This is a genomic window from Noviherbaspirillum aerium (genome assembly GCF_008929045.1).
In the GTDB taxonomy this organism is placed as follows: Bacteria; Pseudomonadota; Gammaproteobacteria; order Burkholderiales; family Burkholderiaceae_D; genus Noviherbaspirillum; species Noviherbaspirillum aerium.
On the sequence record NZ_VFAH01000006.1, the window covers coordinates 131,350 to 153,598 of the forward strand.

22 protein-coding genes are annotated in these 22,249 nt (G+C 58.4%); 5 read left to right on the forward strand and 17 right to left on the reverse strand.

Annotated elements, in window-relative coordinates:
* Window positions 1-2 precede the first annotated feature (2 nt).
* From FH061_RS11295 to FH061_RS11305, 3 genes are read left to right on the forward strand one after another with little or no spacing between them, the layout of a single operon-like run.
* The gene (locus FH061_RS11295) at window positions 3-992 is read left to right on the forward strand and encodes a branched-chain amino acid ABC transporter permease (protein WP_151635932.1); all 990 of its coding nucleotides are present in this window, start codon (window positions 3-5) and stop codon (window positions 990-992) included.
* Window positions 907-1,725: an ABC transporter ATP-binding protein gene (locus FH061_RS11300; RefSeq protein WP_225984606.1), complete on the forward strand. Its 819-nt coding sequence runs from the start codon at window positions 907-909 to the stop codon at window positions 1,723-1,725. The genes FH061_RS11295 and FH061_RS11300 overlap by 86 nt, the downstream gene beginning before the upstream one ends.
* Window positions 1,726-1,742: 17 nt before the next feature.
* Complete coding sequence (locus FH061_RS11305; protein WP_151635933.1) at window positions 1,743-2,447, forward strand: ABC transporter ATP-binding protein; 705 nt, start codon at window positions 1,743-1,745, stop codon at window positions 2,445-2,447.
* Window positions 2,448-2,699: 252 nt separating this feature from the next.
* Here the strand turns inward: FH061_RS11305 and FH061_RS11310 are convergent, their stop codons facing one another.
* The gene (locus FH061_RS11310) at window positions 2,700-3,341 is read right to left on the reverse strand and encodes an HD domain-containing protein (protein WP_151635934.1); all 642 of its coding nucleotides are present in this window, start codon (window positions 3,339-3,341) and stop codon (window positions 2,700-2,702) included.
* A gap of 277 nt (window positions 3,342-3,618) precedes the next feature.
* Entirely contained in the window at window positions 3,619-4,836 is a 1,218-nt protein-coding gene (locus FH061_RS11315; RefSeq protein ID WP_225984607.1) for an MFS transporter, read from the reverse strand.
* Between the two features lie 127 nt (window positions 4,837-4,963).
* Here FH061_RS11315 and FH061_RS11320 point away from each other — a divergent pair, with 127 nt between their 5' ends.
* A complete protein-coding gene (locus FH061_RS11320; RefSeq protein ID WP_151635935.1) occupies window positions 4,964-5,875 on the forward strand; it encodes a LysR family transcriptional regulator in 912 nt (303 codons plus the stop codon).
* A 256-nt stretch (window positions 5,876-6,131) separates the two neighbouring features.
* On the opposite strand, the gene FH061_RS11325 is transcribed toward FH061_RS11320, so the two are convergent.
* From FH061_RS11325 to FH061_RS11365, 9 genes are all read right to left on the reverse strand, one after another.
* Entirely contained in the window at window positions 6,132-7,211 is a 1,080-nt protein-coding gene (locus FH061_RS11325) for an amidohydrolase family protein (protein WP_151635936.1), read from the reverse strand.
* A gap of 208 nt (window positions 7,212-7,419) precedes the next feature.
* Window positions 7,420-8,481 (reverse strand): porin, encoded by a 1,062-nt coding sequence (locus FH061_RS11330; RefSeq protein ID WP_151635937.1) that lies wholly within the window; start codon window positions 8,479-8,481, stop codon window positions 7,420-7,422.
* A gap of 116 nt (window positions 8,482-8,597) precedes the next feature.
* The gene (locus FH061_RS11335) at window positions 8,598-10,091 is read right to left on the reverse strand and encodes an aldehyde dehydrogenase family protein (protein WP_225984608.1); all 1,494 of its coding nucleotides are present in this window, start codon (window positions 10,089-10,091) and stop codon (window positions 8,598-8,600) included.
* Window positions 10,092-10,151: 60 nt separating this feature from the next.
* Window positions 10,152-11,246, reverse strand: coding sequence for an NADH:flavin oxidoreductase/NADH oxidase (locus FH061_RS11340; protein WP_404822446.1), 1,095 nt, complete (start codon window positions 11,244-11,246; stop codon window positions 10,152-10,154).
* A gap of 180 nt (window positions 11,247-11,426) precedes the next feature.
* Window positions 11,427-12,143, reverse strand: a complete 717-nt coding sequence (locus FH061_RS11345; protein WP_225984609.1) for an ABC transporter ATP-binding protein — start codon at window positions 12,141-12,143, stop codon at window positions 11,427-11,429.
* A complete protein-coding gene (locus tag FH061_RS11350) occupies window positions 12,133-12,945 on the reverse strand; it encodes an ABC transporter ATP-binding protein (RefSeq protein WP_151635940.1) in 813 nt (270 codons plus the stop codon). The genes FH061_RS11345 and FH061_RS11350 overlap by 11 nt, the downstream gene beginning before the upstream one ends.
* The gene (locus tag FH061_RS11355) at window positions 12,942-13,880 is read right to left on the reverse strand and encodes a branched-chain amino acid ABC transporter permease (protein WP_151635941.1); all 939 of its coding nucleotides are present in this window, start codon (window positions 13,878-13,880) and stop codon (window positions 12,942-12,944) included. Before FH061_RS11355 ends, FH061_RS11350 begins: the two co-directional genes overlap by 4 nt.
* Window positions 13,877-14,737, reverse strand: coding sequence for a branched-chain amino acid ABC transporter permease (locus FH061_RS11360; protein WP_151635942.1), 861 nt, complete (start codon window positions 14,735-14,737; stop codon window positions 13,877-13,879). Before FH061_RS11360 ends, FH061_RS11355 begins: the two co-directional genes overlap by 4 nt.
* Before the next feature lie 80 nt (window positions 14,738-14,817).
* Complete coding sequence (locus FH061_RS11365; RefSeq protein WP_225984610.1) at window positions 14,818-16,068, reverse strand: ABC transporter substrate-binding protein; 1,251 nt, start codon at window positions 16,066-16,068, stop codon at window positions 14,818-14,820.
* Between the two features lie 625 nt (window positions 16,069-16,693).
* On the opposite strand from FH061_RS11365, the gene FH061_RS11370 reads away from it, so the two are divergent.
* A complete protein-coding gene (locus tag FH061_RS11370; protein WP_151635943.1) occupies window positions 16,694-17,080 on the forward strand; it encodes a DUF4148 domain-containing protein in 387 nt (128 codons plus the stop codon).
* A gap of 142 nt (window positions 17,081-17,222) precedes the next feature.
* Here FH061_RS11370 and FH061_RS11375 read toward each other — a convergent pair whose 3' ends face one another.
* The 6 genes from FH061_RS11375 to FH061_RS11400 all read right to left on the reverse strand — a co-directional run bounded on the left by FH061_RS11375 (window position 17,223) and on the right by FH061_RS11400 (window position 22,245).
* Complete coding sequence (locus FH061_RS11375) at window positions 17,223-18,206, reverse strand: Bug family tripartite tricarboxylate transporter substrate binding protein (RefSeq protein ID WP_151635944.1); 984 nt, start codon at window positions 18,204-18,206, stop codon at window positions 17,223-17,225.
* A 494-nt stretch (window positions 18,207-18,700) separates the two neighbouring features.
* Window positions 18,701-19,051 carry a cupin domain-containing protein gene (locus tag FH061_RS11380; RefSeq protein WP_151635945.1) on the reverse strand — a complete coding sequence of 117 codons (351 nt, stop codon included), beginning with the start codon at window positions 19,049-19,051 and terminating at the stop codon, window positions 18,701-18,703.
* Window positions 19,048-20,025, reverse strand: a complete 978-nt coding sequence (locus FH061_RS11385; protein WP_151635946.1) for a quinone oxidoreductase family protein — start codon at window positions 20,023-20,025, stop codon at window positions 19,048-19,050. Before FH061_RS11385 ends, FH061_RS11380 begins: the two co-directional genes overlap by 4 nt.
* The gene (locus tag FH061_RS11390; RefSeq protein ID WP_151635947.1) at window positions 20,022-20,576 is read right to left on the reverse strand and encodes a gamma carbonic anhydrase family protein; all 555 of its coding nucleotides are present in this window, start codon (window positions 20,574-20,576) and stop codon (window positions 20,022-20,024) included. Before FH061_RS11390 ends, FH061_RS11385 begins: the two co-directional genes overlap by 4 nt.
* Window positions 20,576-21,454, reverse strand: a complete 879-nt coding sequence (locus FH061_RS11395) for a BKACE family enzyme (RefSeq protein ID WP_225984623.1) — start codon at window positions 21,452-21,454, stop codon at window positions 20,576-20,578. The genes FH061_RS11390 and FH061_RS11395 overlap by 1 nt, the downstream gene beginning before the upstream one ends.
* Window positions 21,455-21,471: 17 nt before the next feature.
* A complete protein-coding gene (locus FH061_RS11400) occupies window positions 21,472-22,245 on the reverse strand; it encodes an SDR family NAD(P)-dependent oxidoreductase (RefSeq protein ID WP_225984611.1) in 774 nt (257 codons plus the stop codon).
* Window positions 22,246-22,249: the final 4 nt, after the last annotated feature.

Sequence of the window (22,249 nt, forward strand, 5' to 3'; positions counted from 1 at the left end):
CCATGAATACTCCCTCTTCCGTCTCCGCTTTCGTGCCGCCGGTGCGCGGCCTCAAACCCCTCCGCATGATCGCGTCCCACAAGATCGCGGCCATTGTCCTGGTACTCATGGCGTTCCCGTGGTTGGCGCCCAACCAGTCGGTGGCCATCAGCGTCCTGATCTATGGCTTGTATGCGTTCGGCTTCAACCTGCTGTTCGGGTACATGGGCATGCTCTCGTTCGGACACGCGGCTTTTCTCGGCATCGGCGCGTACACCACCGGCATCCTCATTGCGCACTTCCAGTTTCCCTGGTGGATCGCCATTCCGGCATCGATCGTCGGGGCGGCCGTTGTCGCGCTTGCCATGGGCATGCTCGCGATACGTACCCGCGGCATTTACTTCGCCATGGTGACGCTCGCCCTCTCCCAATGCGTTTATTTCCTGGTGTATCAGTTCCCGCTTTCGGGTGGAGAAAATGGTCTGCGGGGCGTGAATCTGGCGAACGTTCACCTAGGACCATGGTCGTTCGATCTGCTGAATCCGGCAATCAAATACTACTTCCTGGCGGCCTTTGTTGTCCTTGCATTATGGATCGTCTCAAAAGTGCTCGCCTCTCCCCTTGGCGGCGTCATTGAAGCGGTCAGGGAAAATGAGGCAAGGACACGCGCCTGCGGGTTCAATGTCGAAGCGACGAAACTGGTCACGTTCGTACTGTCAGGCGCGATATCCGGCCTCGCCGGCGCATTGAACGCGATCCATCTGTCCAGCGTGCCGATCGAGACATTGCATTACGAAACTTCAGGACTGGTGGTCATGATCTGCCTGCTGGGCGGAATGGGAACGTTCTTCGGACCCTTTGTCGGCGCCGCGCTGTTTTTCCTGATCCAGGATGTCTTCTCGATCTGGACCGAGCACTGGCAACTGTATGTCGGCGCCATCTTCATCATTTTCGTCCTCTTCTTCCCCAAAGGAGTCTGGGGCACCATTCTGGAGAAATGCCATGTCCGCTGAGATCCTGATTCAAACTGAAGCAGTGACCCGCCGTTTCGGCGGATTTACGGCGCTCAAGAATGTTTCCGTCGGCTTCGAGCGCGGCAAGCTGACTTCCATCATTGGCCCCAACGGTGCGGGGAAAAGCACATACTTCAATGTTCTTTCGGGCGCCTTTCCGCCCTCGGAAGGAAGGGTCGTCTTCGATGGACAAGACCTGGCGGGAAAAAAACAGCATGACTTTGCCCATATCGGCATTGCGAAATCGTTCCAGATTACAAACATCTTTCCCAACTTTAGCGTTCTGGAGAATGTCCGGATTGCCCTGCAGGCGAGAGTGTCGCGTCTGAACTTCTGGAAGAATCGTGAAACCCTGAAGCTTGCCGACGAAGCTTATGCCTTGCTCAGCAAGGTTGGTCTTGGCGCATTGGCCAACCGCCCATCGCGCGAACTCGCGCATGGACAACAGCGCGCGCTGGAGATTGCCATCGCGCTTGCTGCCGACCCGAAGCTGCTGCTCATGGACGAGCCTACCGCAGGCATGAGTCCCGAGGAAACACGCTCCATGATGAATCTGATCGTTGAGCTTGCGAGCGAACGAACCGTCATCCTCGTGGAACACAAGATGAAAATGGTGATGGGAATCAGCGACCGGATCGTGGTTCTTCACCACGGCGAGCTGCTCGCCGTTGGCAAACCCGAGGACATCCGGGCCAACGACGAAGTAAAACGAGTGTATCTCGGGCAGCACTGACATTGACGGAGGACGACATGTTATCGATCCAGAACCTGAACGCGTGGTACGGCACGAGCCATATACTGCAAGGCATTGACCTCGAGGTTAAGCGCGGTGAGCTGGTGTCCCTGCTGGGCCGCAACGGCGCGGGGAAAACGACGACCATCAAGAGCATTATGGGCCTGCTGCCGAAGGCGAAAGGCAAGATCATCTTCAATGGCACCGAACTGCTGACCCAGCCGGCTCATCAACGCTTCCACCTGGGTTTGGCTTACGTGCCTGAGGAAAGACGCATCGTTCCGGGATTGACCGTACTGGAAAACATCCGGCTGGGCATCATTGCTTCGAAACGCCGCCAGCAGGAAAAGCAGGTCGTCGAGGAAATTGCGGCGACGTTTCCCAGGCTGAAGGAACGCCTCAACCAGATTGCCGTCACCATGTCGGGCGGCGAACAGCAAATGCTGGCGATTGCGAGAGCGGTGGCTTGCGATCCCGACATGATTCTCCTGGACGAACCATCCGAAGGCATCATGCCGGTGCTGGTAGACGAAATGTTCGAACTGTTCCTGAAGCTGAAACAGTCAGGCAAGACGATCCTTCTGGTTGAGCAGAATGTCGAAGCCGCGCTGCGTATTGCCGACCGGGCTTACATAATCGATCAGGGAGCGGTCGTCCATGCCGCCAGCGCCGCCAGCCTGCTCGCCGATCCCGAAATCCAGGAAAGGTATTGCGCCGTCTGATGCCTTCGGCGGCATGGCGGCGGGCATCAGGCCGCAACCGCATGAATGCGGAACATGCCTGATAGCTGTCGCGTGTGGTCAGGCTGCATCCCTTTGCCGGCATGCGACAACAAATAACTTAAGCGCTCAAGCAGCATAACGACCTGCCGCACGCATGTTCAAGAGCGCTCGGCGCACGTGAACGAAGGCGTGGCGGCGCGCCTCCGCACAACGCCGTGCCGCTGGCAACGCTTCCGGGATCGCCGGTCCGGGTCAGCCCCACTCCGCAACAAAGGCGTGGCGAAACGCACGCAGCCATTCCATTCGTTCCTCTCCCAAGCTGCGTCCGGCAGTGGTCTGCATCGAGGCTGGCAGCTTGGCCAGTTTCAGTTCGATATGGTCGAGCGCATATGCACGGTCATCCAGTTCCCGGTGATGCGCCAAGGGATCGTCAGGATGCGCAAATGCCGATCCCATTCGTCCGGCGGTGTAAAACAGCCTGGCAAGACCAACGGCTCCCAATGCATCCAGTCGATCAGCGTCTTGCACAATCCTGGCTTCAATCGTCACCGGGGAAATCGCCGCGGAAAAACTATGGGCCTCGATTGCATGCCGGACGCCGTCCAGCTTATCTTTCGGGAACCCTGCCCTGAGCAGCTTATCGCACGCGAGACTCGCCGCTTGGCTGGAAGCCCGGGCACGGTCGGGATGATTTTTCGGCAGATTGACTATGTCATGCAGATAACAGGCAGCCTGAACGACCATCGGATCCGCCTGCGCATAGTCGGCCATCAATTGTTGTGCATTCTGCCATACGCGATGCAGATGATTGATATCATGCGCGCCATCGTCTTGCATGCCTTCGGTTGCGATAGCAATCAGACGTAGTTTCCAGTCAGCCAGGATGTCCTGCATGGTGAAGTTCAGTAGTGTGAGAGAAACACCATCTTAGATCATGCCGACTGGCCGAGTGCGGGTTCTGCGGTAGCCTGCGAGCCTGGGGCGGTTTCGCCAGTGAAATCAAACCTCGTGCATGAACGCGCCACCGGCAATGCGTCGAGGGGCATGTACCGACAACGATATCGGAAGACCTTTTCCCTTTTATCCGCTTCCCATGGGGCTATAAGCGGGTTAATGCCTGAAAAAAGGCAAGGGGGCCGACGATACGGCCCCCTTCCAGTGCACGCAGGAATCAGATCGTCGAGTGGCGCGCCGAGCCCTGCCGTGGAACTTCAGTGATCCAGTACACCAGGGCCAATCCGGGAAACCCCATGCCCAGCATCAGGGCGGCATTCCAGCCATAGTTCGCCAACACCCAGGTACCGAGTACGGAACCCAGCGCACCCCCGACAAAGAACAAGGCGAAATAAATGCCATTCAGGCGGTTACGGGCTTCCGCGCCAAGACTGAAGATGGCGCGCTGACCCAGCACCAGGTTCGCGGCCACGCCCATATCGAGCAGGATCGAGGCGATCGTCAGAAGCACAAGCGCCATGACGCGAGACTCGGGGGCAATCATCGGCAACGCAAAACCGATCATCCCCAAAATCAGTGCCGACGCGGTCGCATACAGCGTATGCCCCTTGTCCGCAAGCCGGCCGGCGATCGGCGATGCCACCGCGCCAGCCATGCCAACCAGCGCGAAAATGGCGATTTCGGTCTGCGACAGATGAAACCGGGGACCGGCCAGCATCAGCGGTGTGATGGTCCAGAACAAGGTAAATGCACCGAACAGGCCAACGTGGTATGCGGCGCGGCGGCGCAGGACCGGTGTCGCCCGGAAGAGTGTCCACAGCGAGCCAATGAGCTTCGGGTACGAAAGGGAGCGCGCAGGCATGCGGCTAGGAAGCTTCCTGTGCAAGACAATCGCCAGCACACCCATCATCAGCGACGCTGCGCCCAGAACGACATGCCAACTGGTATGGTCAGCGATCAGGCTGGCTGCGGGGCGGGCAAGCATGATGCCCATCAGCAAACCGCTGACGACCTTGCCTACGGTTTGACCTCGGGTTTCCTCCCTGGACAAGTGCGCGGCAAACGGCACAAGGATCTGGGCCGCGACCGAACCGACGCCGATGGCGAGCGATGCGACAAGAAAAAGGGAAGGACTGGTGCTCAGCGCCGCAATCAGCAAGGCGGCCGACGTGAACAGCAATGCGCCAGTGACGAGACGGCGGTTTTCAAGCACATCGCCCAGCGGAACCACGAACAGCAAGCCGAATGCGTAACCCAGTTGGGTCAGCGTGACGATCAGTCCGGCGGCTTCCGTGGATAACCCTGTTGCCTGGCTGATCGGGCCGACCAAGGTCTGCGCATAGTAAAGATTGGCGACAATCATTCCACAGGCAATGGCGAGAAGCAGCACCATGCCCCTTGAAATATCTTCTTGCTTGGTATTAAGTTTTTCCATTTCATTTTCCTCACTTGTTGAAGTGGTACATCAATGTGAGGCCATTGTAGGGACTGCGCTTGTAAAGATAATTAGGTTAATATCCCCCTACTCTTTTCACATAAAATGAACAATCAAAGGGGAATCGATGGACAAGGTCAAGGCCATGCAGACCTTCGTGCGCATTGTCGAAGCAAACAGTTTTACCAAGGCCGCTGAAACGCTGAACCTGCCGCGCGCCTCGCTGACCGCAACCATGCAGAACCTCGAGGGCTTTCTCGGCGTTCAGCTCCTGCAGCGAACGACACGCCGGCTCTCCGTGACGCCGGAGGGAATGGAGTACTACAAGCAGTGCGTCGAGATACTCGGGGCCATAGATACCGCCGAAATGTCTTTCCGCGGCCCTGCCGCGCAACATCCCAGGGGTACGCTGCGCGTTGACATGCCCGGCGCTGTCGGACGCCAGGTGATCGTGCCCCGTATCGGCGAATTTCATGCGCTCTATTCCGATGTTCACCTGAGCTTGAGCCTGACGGACCGGGTGGTAGATCTCACGCAGGAAGGGGTCGATTGCGCATTGCGTGTTGGCCGGCTGCAGGATTCCTCCATGGTTGGACGCCAGATCGGATCCATGCGATTCGTCACCTGTGCGGCACCTTCCTATCTCGAACGCTACGGCGTTCCGCGGACGCTGGACGACCTGGCCCGTCACCGCAGCGTGGTGCATTTTTCCGGGCGCACCGGCCGTGCCTTCGACTGGGAGTTCATGGTCGACGGCAAACCGGTCATCATGGAAATCGGCGGCGCCATTGCCATCAATGATGCTGACGCTTACATCAGCTGCGCCTTGCAAGGTCTGGGCATGGTGCAATCCGCAACGTACCAGGTCCGACAGCATCTTAAAAGCGGCGCATTGGTCGAGGTACTGGCCGACACACCGGCCATGCCGCTGCCGGTCTCCCTGCTTTATCCGCAAGGCAGGATGGCGGCACCCAAGCTCAAGGTGTTCGCTGACTGGATTTCCGCTCTGTTCAAGGCCCATTCGGATCTCAAGCCTTAGGGAACCCGCCATTGTCGTCTTCGGCTCGCTTACGGCGGTTCGTGCGCGGTGGTTGCGTCAAGTATGTCTGCGAGCGCGGATGCCTGATTCTGCAATGCCCCGGTGCTGCTCCCTTTCTTCAGTTGGGAGAGTCTCATACGATGTATCCGCCCCATGACGGCGCGAGCACTGTTTTCAATTTATCAGGCCATGCTTGCCTGATTACCTTTGCCGCCATGGCATGGCATGGCGGCAAAGACTAAAACATCGATCCAGTCTAGGCGACTCTTTCAGCAGCCGTCAGATCGATGCGGAGGAGACCGGCCGCATTCAGTCCCTCGATCTTCCCTAGATCCTCCTCCGAAAGGTTCTCGACCGCGGCGATCAGCTGGCGCGGATTCTCCTCGCCCATGTCATATGGATAGTCAGTGCCAAGAAGGACGCGATCCGCACCGAACAGATCGACCAGATGCCGCACCATCGCTGGCTCGAATACCACCGTATCAACATAGAACCTCCGCAGGTAGCTGGATGGCGTCTTGCTGATGACTGTCCGGCAGTCGGCGCGGGCGCGCCATGCGTGGTCCATGCGTGCCCAGTAATGGGAGATATAGCCGCCGCCATGTGCGGCAACGAAGCGGATTTTCGGATAGCGCTCCAAAATGCCGTCGAAGATGAGGTGGCTGATCGCCACCGTGGTGTCGAGCGGATTGCCGATCACATTGTTGAAATAGTGGTTGGTCAGCCGTTCTCCCTGCGAGAAGCCAAGGGGATGGAGAAAGATGATGGTTCCGAGTTCGTTTGCCCTGGCGAAGAACGGCTCAAGCCCGAGCTTCGGGTCGGTGAGATTCAGTCCATTGACATTGGTATTGATTTCGACACCGCGCAGCCCAAGGGTGTTGACTGCGTAGTCCAGCTCCTGAATCGCCAGCTCTGCATTCTGCAGCGGCACGGAGCCCAGGCCGACAAAACGGCTTGGTGTGTCCGCAACCAGTCGCGCAATGCCCTCGTTGACTTCCCGCGCAAGCCTGGCGCCTCGTTCGGGCTCGACGAAGTAAAAATACTGGAACGGGGCCGGGCTGATGGCTTGAATGTCGATGCCCATCCGGTTCATGTCTTCAAGACGTTCATCGACGCCGGTGAGCCTGGAAGCTCTTTCCTTCATCTGGACAACGTTGACCTGGCGCGTCAGTTCGTTAGCGTAAATGATGCTCGGATCATTCTTGCTCATATCCAGGTCGGTGGTCTTCGCCGCGACGCCAGGATTGAAGTAATGGCAATGGACGTCGACGACCGGATACGCCCCGCGCGCCTGCCTTGCTCCCGACAATGAAGCCTTTGCCGCTGCATGCGACATGCCGCCGCCGTTCGATGCATCGGGATCATGGCGATGATGAGGGTTTTTGCAGCCGGGTGAACAGGTGTAAAGCATAATGCTCCCAATGGAAAAATTTGTCCGACGAGACGCCATGCCGACCCAATGACCCAATGACCGAATGACCGAAGCGCCTCGCCAGCACAATCATGTGATGCAAACCCGTCAGGCTCTCGGCAAGCCCGATAGGTTAGAACGTATGGCGAACCCCAATGTTGAACGCCTTGTTGCCGCTGCCTGACTCCGTGCCATTGCCGACCACGTATCCGGCGCCGTTCCTGTTCCGGATATAGGCATAAGCGGTATAGAGATCCGTGCGCTTCGATAGTGCATGGAGGTAGCCGACAGCGACCTGGTCGGCATCTTGATTCAACGCGGTCTTGTCATTCTTGCGGATATAGGAGGCCAATACGGTATTGGCGCCCATGGGCAACGCAACGCCGATCAGCAGGTTGTCGCTATCGGTGGACGCCGTCGGCAGGATGCTGCTTCCAAGCGGATTTGCCGACGCCAACGGTGCGCTGTTCAAGCCCTTGTTCACGCCGTATCCGAGGTAGGCTTTTGCAACGCCGAAGTCGTAGTTGGCGGCGAGCATGGTGTTCTTCGCGGACGACGTTCCAGTAAGGACGGCCGTGTCGTTGTTTTTATTCTGGTGCCCTATGCGTACATGCAAGGGGCCGGCCTTGTAGGCAAGAGCCGCGCCGATAGCGCGTTGCGCCGAATTATCCCCGGCGATTTCACCGAAGGTATAAGCGAGTTCGCCGGAAAATCCGCCAAACACCGGGCTGGTGTATTTCACGGTATTGCTGTTGCGAAGCCCCAGCCCGGGAATCAGGTTCGTGGCCGCACCCGCAAAGCCTGTGGCAAAGGGATCCGCCACGAACGAGAGTGTGACGAAATAGGGCGTGAAAAACCGACCCATGGCGATAGCCCCGAATCCGCCTTCCAGCCCCACGAGCGCAGTACGGCCAAACAACAGGCCACCCTGGGTCGACGCACCGTTGTCGATTGTCGTACCTCCTTCGAGATTGAAGATGGCTGATAAGCCGCCGCCCAGGTCTTCCCGCCCCCGAAAACCGAAGCGACTCTGTGACCCGATGCCACTCGTCAGCTTCGTCACCGAGCCCGTTCTCCCTCCGCTTTCATGCACAATGCCGGCGTCAACGATCCCGTACATCGTCACGCTGCTCTGTGCGACAGCGTTGCCGGCAAAGGCCGCAAATAGTGAAATGGCTAATACTTTATTTTTCATTGTTGTCTCCCATGCATATTGAAATGTCGTTCGATATCTCGAACGGTCCCCGGGCATCTTGTGCGGACGAGCATTGAATCGCCCGGGCACGTGCCGTGTACTAGTGGACCAGCTCGTCAGCCGAAGATGTCGTTCACCGCCTGCCAGGAAGGAATTGGCGCGGCGCCGGACGGGAACCGCATCGACTTGAAGCGGCCGAATTCCGTCAGCGTATGGATGCAATGTTCCCTGCCGTATCCGCTTCCCTTCGCGCCGCCAAACGGAGTGCCGAGGAAGGCGCGATTGAAATTGTTGATGAACACCACACCGACATCGATGCGCCTTGCGGCACGGAAGGCCTTTTCGGAATCCCGGCTATACACGCCGGCGACAAGTCCGTACTCGGAATCGTTGGCGATGTCGATCGCCTCGTCATCATCGTGAAAAGCGGTGACGGTCACGATAGGACCGAATATCTCTTCCTTGAAGATGCGCATGTCCCGCGTTACATTGCGGTATAGCGTCGGCTTGACGAAATATCCGTTCTTCAGCGCTGCATCGGATGGCAGTTCCGCTTCCGCGGCGATCACCGCGCCTTCATCAGCGGCGATCTGGAGATAGCGCAGCACCTGCTCCTGGTGAGCGCGGGTCACCATCGGGCCGATATGCGTGCCCTTGTGAGCGCCGTTGCCTACCTTTAACTTGCGTACGCCAATCGAAAGCCGTTCGACAAATTCGTCATGGATGGAATGGTGGACGAGAATCCTCGAGGCAGCGGTGCATGCCTCGCCCTGGTTGTAATATCCCCCTTCCAGCGCATCCCGCACCGCGCGGTCGATATCGGCATCTTCAAAGACGACGAAGGCATTCTTTCCGCCCAGTTCCAGCGTTGCAGGAGTAATGTTGTCGGCAATCGACTTCAGGACCGCGGCACCGGATTTGGTCGAACCCGTGAAGGAAACCTTGCGTACCAGGGGATGGGTCACCAGCGCCTTGCCGACCGTGATGCCAAGACCGGGAACGGCATGCACCACATCCTTGGGCAGAACGGTGTTGATCAGCTCCACGATCCGCATGATGGTCAGCGGCGCCTGTTCGCCCGGTTTCAGAACGATGGTGTTCCCCACAGCCAGCGCCGGCGCCACCTTTCCGCCGGTGTGAATCGGCGGCCAGTTGAATGGAATGATGCCTGCGACGACGCCCAGCGGTTCAATGACCACGGACGAGTAAATGGCGCCGCTGTCATAGAACTCGGCCGGCAACTTGTCGATCAGCGATCCGAAATAGCGGAACGAACCGACAAGAAAGGCGAGGTCGAATGCTTTCGCAAGTTCCACCGGCTTTCCGTTTTCCGACGACACGAGTTCCGCAAGTTCGTCGGCATGCGCCTCAAGCACGTTTGCACACTCGAGCAGCAATGCGCCCCGCTCGCGCGGCGTGCGCCAGCGCCAATCCGTCTGGTACGCATGGTTGGCCGCCCGTACCGCTGCATCGACCTCGACTTCGCTGCCACCCTGAACCATCGCGATGACATCGCCGGTAGCAGGATTTTCAACGGGAAAACGATCACTTGCGTTGCTGGATGACCAGCGATAGGTTTTTAACAGGCTTGAATGGTCAATTGCATTCACGGCAGTCTCCGTTAGATAGATAAGATGACGGTGTCAGAAATTCGGGTACGGGTACGAGGTCTACTGCTTGCGCATGCCGGCCGCGCGTGCATAAGGCGGCGGGTAATACGCACTTGCACCCAGTGATTCGGCAGCGCGCCACACCCAGCGCGGGTCGGCTAGAAAGGCACGTGCAAGGGCTACCTGGTCCGCCTTGCCCGAGGCGATGATCTCTTCCGCCTGGGCCGGTTCGGTAATTCCGCCGACGGTTCGGGTCGAAATGCCGGTGCGGCGGCGAATCTCTTCCGCAAACCGCACCTGGAAGCCCGGACCAAAAGGTATGGGAGCACCGGGAACGACGAATCCGGACGTCACGCAGACATAGCCGACGCCACGCTCCTTCAATGCCATCACGAGCCGCGAGGCGTCATCAATGCTGATGCCGGCGTCAACCCAATCCGTCCCGGTGATCCGTGCTCCTAGCACTCTGTCGGCGGGCATCGCCTCTTTCAGGCGCGTCGCAATTTCGGTGATGATCCGGTTTCTGCCCCTGGCATCGCCGCCCCATGCATCGTTGCGCCGGTTGGACAATGGCGACTGGAACTGATGCAGCAGGTAACCATGCCCGCAGTGAAGCTCGATCACATCGAACCCGAGCCGGATTGCCCTGCGTGCGGCATCGACGTGCGCCCGGATGACCTGTTCTATTCCGCTCTCGTCGAGTTGCTGCGGCTGCGGCCAGTTATCGGTGAACGGTAATGCGGACGGCGCCACGCAGGTCCAGGGCGCGGCATCGCCCTCCTTGTCCCGCAGCGGTTGTCCACCCTCCCACGGCGCGTGAACGGAGGCCTTTCGTCCCGCATGTCCCAACTGGATGCCGAACCTGGTCCCAGGCGCCGCTACCGCCCTTGCGGCCGCCAGTATCCTGGCCATCGCGGCTTCCGCATCGTCACTGTAAAGGCCGAGGCAGCCATGCGTGATACGTCCACGCGCTTCGACGGCGGTTGCCTCGACCATGACGAGGCCGGCGCCTGATATCGCAAGCTGCATCAGATGCTGCAGGTGCCAGTCATTGGCAATGCCGTCGCGGGCGGAGTATTGGCACATCGGCGAGACAACGATACGGTTGACGAAGCTTTGTTCGCCAATACGATGGGGGCTGAACAAGATAGACATCATGAAATCCTTCTATCGAAAATTGGAGATTGAGGCGGGCCGGGCGACCAGTCTGATTAAGCCGACGTGCATAACTCTCAGGCAGCACGCTGCCAACAGCCCTTGCCGGCTGCTCAGGAAAGCACCGCATGATCGCTCCGGAGAGTTCGGAGCGTTCGCAGAGTTTGGAAAGACGGGCCGCTAGAACACGCCCAGATGCCGCGTCGCCAGTTCCGGCTGCTTGCGTACCGTTTCCGCAGATCCCGCGTACGCCACGCGCCCTGTATTGAGTACGACGATTTCGTCGGCCAGATCGAGCGCCAGGTGGAAGTTTTGTTCCACCAGGATGATGGACAGCCGTTCCGCCTTCAGCTTCTTCAAGGCTTCCGCGACTTCGGCAACAATCATCGGCGCCAGCCCCTCCGAAGGTTCATCCAGCAGCAGAACACGGGGGTTGCCCATGAGCGCCCTTCCGATTGCCAGCATCTGCTGTTCGCCGCCGGACAGCGTTCCGGCCTTTTGCCTGCTGCGTTCCTTCAGGCGTCCGAAGGTGGAATAGACACGCTCCAGATTCCATGTACTCGGACGGTCCTTTACCTGTTGCTCGGCAACCTGGAGGTTTTCCAGGACGGTGAGACTTGGAAAAATGCGCCTCCCTTGCGGCACGAGCCGCATGCCGCGCCTGGCCACCGATTCCGGGGAAGATCTCTCGATCGGCTTGCCGAAAAGGCTGATCGAACCATTGCGTGGCTGCAGCAAGCCGGAAAAGGTATTGAGTGATGTGCTTTTTCCCGCGCCATTGCGCCCGAGTAAAGCCAGTACGGTACCCTCTTGCAAAGCCAGGGATAAGCCGTGTACGACGCAGCACTCTCCATAGCTGACGTCCAGATTGTTAACACGCAATGCTTCAGTGCCCAAGATAAATCTCCCGTGTCTTCGGATCATCGACTACCGTCTGGCGGTCACCCTGAACGATGACCTGACCGTAATGCAAGACGGTAATCTGCTCTGCAAACTCCAACGCAACATCCATATCGTGCTCGATCATCAGAATGGCGGTATCTCGTGGCACGTCGTCGATGAGTTTTTTCACCACCTGCCGCTCGTCCAGCGAGAGTCCCGCCAGCGGCTCGTCGAGCAGCAGGAGTTTGGGACCTTGCGCGAGTGCGAGCGCCAGTTCCACGCGGCGCTGTTCGCCGTAGGAGACATCCGACACGCGCTGCAAGGCCCTGTCCTCGAGTCCGACGGACGCGAGCAGCTGCACTGCCCTGTCATGGAGATCGGTTCTCTTCTTCAGGTTGACGAAGGCATTGCTGCGCAGGTCCATCAAAGCCAGTAGTCCGAGGACGACGTTATGAGCCAGCGTGTCCTTGGAAAACAGCGTAATGATCTGGTAGGTGCGCGCCATGCCGAGCTTTGGACGGGCACGAACCGGCAAGTTCGTGATGTCTTGGCCGAACAGCCTGATGGAGCCAGAATCTGGCCGCAGTTCTCCGCCGATCAGACCAAAGAGCGTGGTCTTGCCTGCGCCATTGGGGCCGATAATGAGCCGCCGCTCGCCCGGCGCCATTGTCATCGTCACATCGCGCGTCACATGGATGCCTCCAAATGACTTGTTCAGATTTCTGACTTCGAGCGCCGCTACTGCGTCCGGCCGTGCATGCTTGGCGTTAACGCCAGCCGGTTTCGACAGGTTCCTGACTTCAGATGCCGCATTCATGTCTTCTCCTTGGCGAATCTGTTCCACATGCCCTGCAATCCTGGACCGATACCATGCGGCATGACCAGTACGATGAATACGAAGACGATGCCGAGAAGCATGCTCCAGCGCTCGATATAGCCCGATGCATAATTTTTCAGCATGACGACCAGGAATGACCCGATCGCAGGACCAAGCAAGGTGCCGGCTCCGCCGGCGATTACACTCAGCAGGACCTCTGCCGATGCCGTGATCGACAGTACGCTTGGATGGACGTACTGGTGAAAATAGACATACAACAGGCCGGCAACCGCCGCAAAGAAGCTTGCGACGACGAAGGTGGTCCATTGAATCAGCCAGACGTTGTATCCGAGCGAGTTCATCCTTCGTGCCTGGTCCTTGGTGCCGCGGATCGAGGCGCCAAAGGGGGAATGCACGAGGCGTGCGATGATGTACGCAGCGGCGAGAGCAATCAACAGTACAAACCAGTAATAGGCATCGCTTTGTTCGAGACTGATTCCAAACGGAGCAGGCCTGGTGATTCCCGAGAGGCCGTTATCGCCTCCGGTGACCGAGGTCCAGCGATAGCCGAGTCCCCAGACCACTTGCGACAAAGCGAGAGTCAGCATCAGAAAGCTCAGTCCCGAGGCGCGCAGCGCGATCCATCCGAATGCCCCGCCGATCACTGTCGTGATGAGCAGGCTGAGTACGGCGGTCGATACATGACCGAGCCCCAGTTTGAGTGACAGCAGGCCAGCAAGATACGCGGAGAGACCGAGATACGCCGCATGGCCCAGTGAAGTCAGGCCAGCATAGCCAACCAGCAGATTGAGACTTGAAGCGAATACGACTGCAATAAGCACCTGGCTTCCAAGATTTACATAGTATTCGTTCGACACGAACGGCAGTGCCACGAGCATGGCGGCGAACGAAATCAATAGCAGCTTGCGGTTCATGCGCGTGCTCCTCCAAGAAGTCCACCGGGGCGGAAGGCCAGGACAAAGATCATGGGTAAGAAGAGAATGACGTAAGCGAGATCCGGCATGAGCGCGGTACCGAAGGTGTAGATGAAACCGATGATGAAACTCGCCGCGAAAGCGCCCATCAGGCTGCCCACGCCCCCGAGGATGACGACGATCAGGGCAAGCGGCAGCATTTCGTTGTCGAGGCCCGGATATGCTGACAACAGCGGGCCGCCCAATGCTCCCCCGAGTCCCGCAAGCATCGCCCCGAGGCAGAATACGCTGGTAAACAACGCGGAAGCGCGGATGCCCACTGCCCTGGCCATGTTCATGTCATCCACGCCGGCCCGGATGCACGCGCCAAGGCGTGTCTTTTCCAGCAACCAGTACAGCAAGGCCCCCACCACCAGGGCGAAGCTGATGACAACAAGACGGTAGCTGGGAAAGCTGAATCCCAGCAGCTGCAACGGGGCCTGCAGAGACGCTGGCGGCGCGATGGGAATCGGATCGCCGCCCCAGACGACAAGACAGAAATCAGCGGCAATAAAGGCCAGGCCAAGCGTCGCCAGCACCTGCGCCTGCGCATTTCCGGCAAGACGGCGAAGAATAAAGCGTTCGCAGAGACCTCCGACCACTGCGGTGACCAGCGCCGCCAGCACAGCCGCGGTGCCGAGCCCCAGGCCAGCACGGCTGGCATGCGCGGCGACATAGGCGCCGATCATGAATAGCGCGCCATGCGAAAGATTGGCAACGCGCATCAATCCGAAGATCAGCGCAAAGCCCGACGACAGTAGCAACAATAAGCCGCCCAACGTGAGACTGTTGAGTATTTGAGTAATCCAGAATTGCATTTGACCGCTCCAGGCGGCGCACGCCTGTTTGCAGCGTGCGCCGTATTGATATCGTTATGCTGCGCGAGTAGATGGCGAGCTCAGGCCACCAGGTTCTTTGCAGGAGGCCATTCACGCGAGTACACCGGATTGGCCAGGAATTGCGCAGGCTCGTAGCGCCAGAATTGGCTAACGTCTGGATAGGTTTCGATCACGTTGTTGATGAGGCGTCCATCCTTGCGCTCCACCCGTCTGATATAGACGTTTCCAACCACATTGCCGTAGGTATCGAATTTGACTGGACCACGTGCGGTCGGTACGTTCGCCTTGCGCAAGGCGTCGCGCAGGAGTTCACGATCGAAGGGCTTGCCCGCGAGGCTCGCAAGCGCGCTATCGAGCACGGCGGCGCTCACATGCGTACTGGCGGCATAGAAGCCCGGATCATAATTGTGAGCCTTGCGGAATTCCGATACAAAGCTTTTGTTGACGGGGTTGTCGAGCTCGGCCGAGTACCAGTTCACTGAAAGAATACCCAGGGCTTCGTCACCCATATTGCGCAGCACCGCTTCGTCAAGCGCTGTCATCCCGCCCACGAGATTGATCTTTCCCCGCAAACCATATTCGTTGAACTGGCGAACGAAGCGAAATCCGTTCGACCCGGCGAAGCCGAGGAAAATCGCATCGGCTTCCCTGTGAAGCTGCGCGAGAAAGGTGCCGTAATCCGGTACCGTGAGCGGGGAAAACAGCTTCTGCACCACTTTTCCGCCAGCCTCCTCAAAAACGCGCTGGAAGCCTGCCGTCATTTCGTGACCATAGGCGATGTCGTCGGCGATGAGAATCATGCGCTTGTACTTGAGCGTCTTTGCACAGTAATCGGCGGCAGCATGCGCGCATTGCGCCGAGGTGGAATTCGTGCGGAAGAGCCAAGGGTTCGCTTTACGCTGCGTCATATCCTCCGCCGCCGCAACCGGAAAGACAGGGATTTTTCGCGCGCGCATGTAGTCGTCGGTTGCAAGCGCCTCGAACGCGGCAAGCGGTCCCATCAACACCTGAACTCTCTCCCGTTCGACGAGTTCCTGGGTCTTTGTCCGTGCCGCGGAAGGAATACCACCCGTATCGGCCACAAAGAGCTCCACCTTGCGGCCACCCAATTTCTGCCCTTTTTCGCCCAGATAGATACGCAAGCCCCGTTCCATATCAAGACCACCCGATGCCAATGGCCCGGTCTTCGCGGTGAGCAAGCCCAAGCGCAGCGGATCGTCAGCCTTTTGGGCGAAGGACAGGGAAGGTGCCGCCAGGGTGGCGCCGGCAGTGCCAATAGCAGTAATAAAACGTCTTCTGTTCATCGTCATCGTCTATCTCCTTTTTATTCAAGAAATGGTTCCGGCACGAAGCACGGTGTCGCCTATCTATTTATCGTTCGCTCAATAATAGTTCGTCAGCAAACCGGGTGTCAAGGCTAAGTTGCAAGGCAAAATCGCGTTTTACCCTTAACAACAGCAGGATTAATGGCTTAAATCTATTTTTTATTGATCAGTCGACAAACTCAATGGCGACGTTCGGGAGCGTTCGCGCCTGGCTGTTTGCCATCAAGAACGTAGGCAAGAGGGAATTCCTGCTGCGAATTGCCGCGCTGGTGATATGGGAATCACTGGGCGAAACAGGGGCGAGGTTTTATTGGATGTCTGGACCGCAGATGGGAATGACGCATCGATTCGCGTTGTGACGTCGTGATGGGCGTTCATCAACTCATACCGCATCGCTGATGTGCTGCCGACATCGCGGATAAGTGCGGCAGTTATTTTGCGCATTACCGAGGTATCGATTGTCCATCGAATCGGAACAGTGATTTCGGCGCAGGCCAATTTATCTTTGTGGCCCCCGTTCATACAATGTCTTCATTGATGCAGCAAACACATCGCTGCAGCAAAAAACACTGTACTTAACGACTTTACTTAACTTGATTGGAGAATAAAAATGAACGTCACCAAACTTATCGCCGCTATCGCCACCTTCGTCACCGCTGGCTCCGTCTTCGCTCAGGAATACGCACAGCCCGACGCCGGCTTCGTTTCCACCAAATCGCGTGCCGAAGTTTATTCCGAACTGGCACAGGCTCGCGCAGGCGGCACGCTGCGGGTTGCAGAACACGCTTATCCGATCATTGCCGTGGAACTGACCAAGTCACGTGGCGACGTGGCTGCAGAACTCGCCCAGGCACGTCATGATGGTTCCCTGCGCCAGGCCGACCATGAGTATCCGGTAATTCAGGCCAGCGGCACGCCGAGAACCCGTGAAGAGGTGCGCGCGGAACTGGCGTCGGCCATCAGCAGCGGCGCGGCATACCAGCCTACCAACCACTGAACCGTGACACTTCTCTGCGAAAACAAGCCAGGTTCGGTGCTTGTTTTCGCACATGCAGCATACGCCATACCTGCAACAACCAGCCTTGCTGCCAGCGCTCCGCTGAACATACACAAGCGGCGCACCCCGTTTATCGGGATGTTCAATTCGCCTTGATATTCGATGCCTTTACCAGCGCGGCGAAAGAGCCAACCTCGGTCTTGATGAATGCATTGAACTGGGCCGATTCCATCGGCTGCGGTTCGGCGCCGAGCGATGCAAACCTGCTCTTCACGGCGGGATCCTTCAGGATTTTTTGCACTTCCGAATTCATCCTTTGCACAATGTCGGCTGGGGTACTTGCCGGTGCCAGCAGGCCGATCCAGAAATTGAAATCGGAGTTCGGAACGCCGGCCTCGACTGTGGTTGGAACGTCGGGCATTTGCTCCGACCGCTTGGCCGAACCGACAGCCAGGGCCGTCAGGCGCTTGTCCTTGATCATCGAATGCGCAGACACGAGCGGCGCGAAAAAGAAATCGATCCTCCCCGACGCGGTATCGGTGAGCGCCTCCGGCGTGCCTTTGTACGGAACGTGCATCGCATCGAATTTGGCGCTGGCACGGAATTTCTCGGCATTGAGGTGAGTCGCACTGCCATTGCCGGCAGATCCGTAACTCAGCTTGCCCGGCTGTGCTTTCGCATCCTTAACCAGATCCTCGACGCTTCGGTAAGGACTGTTCGGCGGCACGACCAGCACATTCGGCAACGTCGCCAGCATGCTGATACCGACGAAATCGTTGATGGTGTCGTAATTGACCTTGGTATAGATGGCGGGATTGGCTGCATGGCCGGCCGAGTGCACGAGGAATACATAACCGTCGCCAGGAGACTTTGCCACCTGCAAGGCGCCTATCGTGCCACCGGCGCCGGGCTTGTTTTCTATGATGACCGGCTGACCTAGTGCCTTTGACAAGCGCTCGCCGATGGTGCGGCCGATGGTATCCGTACCGCTGCCGGCAGTAAAGGGCACGATGAACTTGATAGGCTTGGATGGCCAGGCCTGGGCCCAGGTCGCGGTTGGACTGATTGCTGCGGATGCTGCCAGTACGGTAAGCATGGTAATGCGGGGAAAGATACGGTAGCTCATTTTTGTCTCCAGTAAAGATAGCTGTTTCTCTTGCCTTGCTGCTTGGCTGCCACCAGCCGATTTGCATTACGCCATCCGTATCGCAAGTTCCATGCAAACGTTTGCATTTGTAAAGATACAAAGCCGCATTTGCGATGTCAAGGTGCTTGCCGCTGGCTTATGCAGTATGTAGAAACGGTTTGGGTGATTCTTGGTGCCTTGGTGCCTTGGTGCCTTGGTGCCTTGGTGCCTTGGTGCCTTGGTGCTTTAGTGCCTTAGCCACGCCATTTGCCTTGGACGCGCCACTGTCATGTGGCCCGGCGACGGCTACAGATGGTTGACAGGTTTAATACGGTCTTCCGAGACAAACGATCGGCGGTCCATGACCTAGCCATCGGCAAACTACCAATCTGTCCGCCGATGGCACATCCGGAATACCGCTGCGTTCGTCCATTAATGTTTGCATGACCGTGCCTTGGCCTCTTTCACTCTGGAAGCTGCCTTTAAACCGTTCTCTATCGTGGCGACGCCGTCACGGTCGGCATTGCCAACAGGATAGTGGCCGGCCGGTTTGAACGATTTTGCAGCGCACGCTTTTCATTTGGCGCCAGACGGCAGGAGTCATGTCTAAACAAGGTGGTTTCCTCGTCTGCGGTAACGATCGTGACTTCGCCTTCCAGCACCACATACATTTTCTCCACCGGTGAGGCATCCAGCGTAGTGTGTCCGCCAGGCAGAAGATGGGATACTCCCAGCCAAAGCGATTCGCTAGGACCCGCTTCATGACCCTGGAGGCGCAGGCAGCGCATCTCATGGTGATTGGGCGGGTAATAGGCGGGCGCGCTGTCGAAGCGGGTTACGTTCATGGCTTGAGCACGACCCTTTCCCGCGCGCCGCTCAGCACTGCCTTGTAGGCGTCGGCCGCATTCTGCAACGTGTAAAGGTAATCCTGAAGCACCGGGAATGGACGTAACGTGCCGTCTTCGAATCCATCGGCCAGTTCGTCCAGAATGCGCGCTCCCGCTATGCTATCCAGTGCAAGCGTATCAATGCCGACATAGGTATGCTGGCCACGATAGAAGGAAAAGATGTCGAACGGCACGGCTTTGTCGATGGTGGAAATGAAAATCTGGCGTGCGCCTATCGCCATGGCGCGATTGGCTGGCTCGAAATAGGGACTGCCAACCGTGTTGTAGACGATGTCGGCTCCATGGCCTCCTGTCATGTCGCGCACCTGCTCCGCAACCTTTCCCGCACTCGCATCGATCATATGCACCGATCCGTTGGCATGCCCGCGGTAATCCTCGGCGGTTCGTTCAACTGCGAACACCTTGGCGCCGGCCCGCGTGGCAAGCTGGATCGTCGCCTGGCCTACCTTGCCATTGCCGCCGAAGACAAGCACCACGTCGCCTTCCTTGGGCCAGCCGGCACGGCGCAGTCCTTCGTATGCAGTGATGAACGGGACACCGATCGCTCCCGCTTCAAGCAGCGGCACGGCGGCCGGTTTTTCGCGCACCGCGTCCAGGGGCAGTTGCAAATAGCGAGCGTGGGTGCCGTCACGCCGGATGCCCAGTTCGCCGCCGCTTCCCCATACCTCTTTTCCAACCAGCGATGCAGGTCCGTCAATGACGATGCCGCCATAGTCGCGACCCGGGGTACGCGGCCATACTGCGTGCGGCATCATGCCCAGTACGGCCTTGACGTCGCTCGGATTGACGCCAGCGCTGCGGACCTCGACGACGCAGGTGTCCGAAGTCGCTACCGGCGTTTCCAGCGTGGCCAGGTTGAGCTTTACCGCATCAAGGTTTTCGCTTTTTTCAGTTACTCGAATTGCATTCATGACTTGCCTCCTTTAAAAATGGGAACACCACCACGGTGATACTGCTTGCCAAGCGCGACATAGCGCTGCGTATTGAGGTGCATGTTTTCAATGTCTTGTTCGGTCAGTTTCCGCACGAAGCGCGCCGGGTTGCCGGCCCATATTTCGTTTGCTTCCATGACCTTTCCCGGCGTAAGTACTGCGCCAGCCGCAAGCATTGCGTTTCTGCGCACGACTGCGCGGTCCAGAACGATCGCGCCGATGCCGATGAACGCCTTGTCCTCGACCGTGCAACCGTGAAGCACGGCGCGATGGCCGATGGTGACGTCGGCGCCGATGACTGTGGGCGGCCCGCCCGTACTGGCGTGAATGACCGTGCCGTCCTGCACATTGGTACGCGCACCGATAGTGATTGCCTGCACATCACCGCGTAATACACAGCCGAACCATATCGAGGCCTGTTCGCCAATATGGACATCGCCGCAGACATAGGCGCTCTCGGCGACGAAGGCGCTGTCATCAATCTTCGGTATGACGACCGCATGGGAAATCACCGCTCTCTCGCTGCCCATCACGCCAACCTCAGGATGTCTCTTGCATGCTGAGCGGATGCGATTTCGCCGCCGAGCGCCTCCACGATTTGCCGGGCCTTTGCAACGAGAGCGGCATTGCTTGAGGCAAGCACGCCTTTGGAAAGGTAGAGATTGTCTTCAAAGCCAACCCGGACGTGTCCGCCGCTGAGATAGGCCTGAGCCACCATCGGGAACTCGTGCTTGCCGATGCCGAACGCCGACCATGTTGCTCCTCTCGGCAAGAGATCGCGCGCATAGGCGACCGTCTCCGGTGTCGCCGAAAACCCGTATTTGACGCCAAGCACGAGACTGAACAGGCCCGGCCCGTCCAGTTCGCCGGCATCAATCAGGTCTCGCGCGAGGTGGATATCGCCCGAGTCAAACAGCTCGATTTCGGGTTTGACGCCAGCCGAGCGAATGATGCGCGCCATGCGGGTCACGTTCCTGGGCGTGTTGATGACCACCTGCTCACCGGAATTCATCGTGTTCAAGTCCAGCGTGCAGATGTCGGGACGGAGTTCGGCAATGTGCTCCACGCGTTTCTCCGGCGCCATCAGGGTAGTGCCGGGACCTGCAAGCTTGGGATCCTCTTCCCCGGGCACGAATCGTCCGCCGGGCCCGGTCGTGAGATTGATCACCAGATGCCGATTGACTTCACGGATGCGCTCGATCACTTCACGGTAGAGCGCGAGTTCCATCGAGGGTTTGCCGGTTTGCGGATCACGGACATGGATGTGGGCGACCGAAGCGCCTGCCTCCGCCGCTTCCAGCGCGGACTCGGCGATCTGCTGCGGCGTTATCGGCAGGCCCGGATGCTGATCGGGGCGCGTGATGTTGCCGGTAATGGCGCAGGTAATAATGACCTTTTTTTGCATGATGGATGAGGGCAATTGGGTTAAACAGCGCCAAGGTGGCGGCCACCGTCGATCTGGATCACGGTTCCTGTCGCAAAATGCAGCGTGGTGGCACATGCTTCGACCGCTGCCGCGATATCCTGCGTGGTGCCGATCCGTTTAAGCGGAGTCGTCGCCGCCTGCTTTTCGTTCCAGGCCTGGTCCCGCCCGGGAACAAACGTCGTGTCCACAACTCCCGGGGACACATTGATGATCCGGATTTCCGGTGCCAGGGCACGGCCTAATGCCACCGCCATGATGTCCAGTCCTGCCTTGGCGGCGCAATATGCGACATTGCTGCCGATGCCGGTGGTTGCCGCAATCGAAGAAATATTGACTACCAAGCCTTGTTTATTGGCGCGCAGCAGCGGAGCAAAAGCACGAATTGCGGCAAACTGCCCGCGCCAGTTGACTGCGAAGATCTGATCGATCAATGCGTCATCAAGCGCATCGAGGTCCTTGTGCGGGACCGGTTTTGTCATGCCGGCGCTGTTGACGAGGATATCGCTGCGTCCCCAGCGCCGCTCGACTTCGCGTGCGGCCTCGCTCAGCGAAGCGCTATCATCAATGGCTGCCTGAATGGCGCCATGGCCTTGTCCGGCGAGTTGTGCGGCCATGTCTTTCGCGCGGGACAGGTTGCTACGCTCAAGCAAGACAATCGACGCACCCAAGCCGGAAAGGCGCTGCGCGCATGCGTAACCGATTCCGCCGGTACCGCCGGGAATGACGACGACTTGTCCGGCGAGTGCTTGGGATTGAGGCATGGTATTGGACATCGGG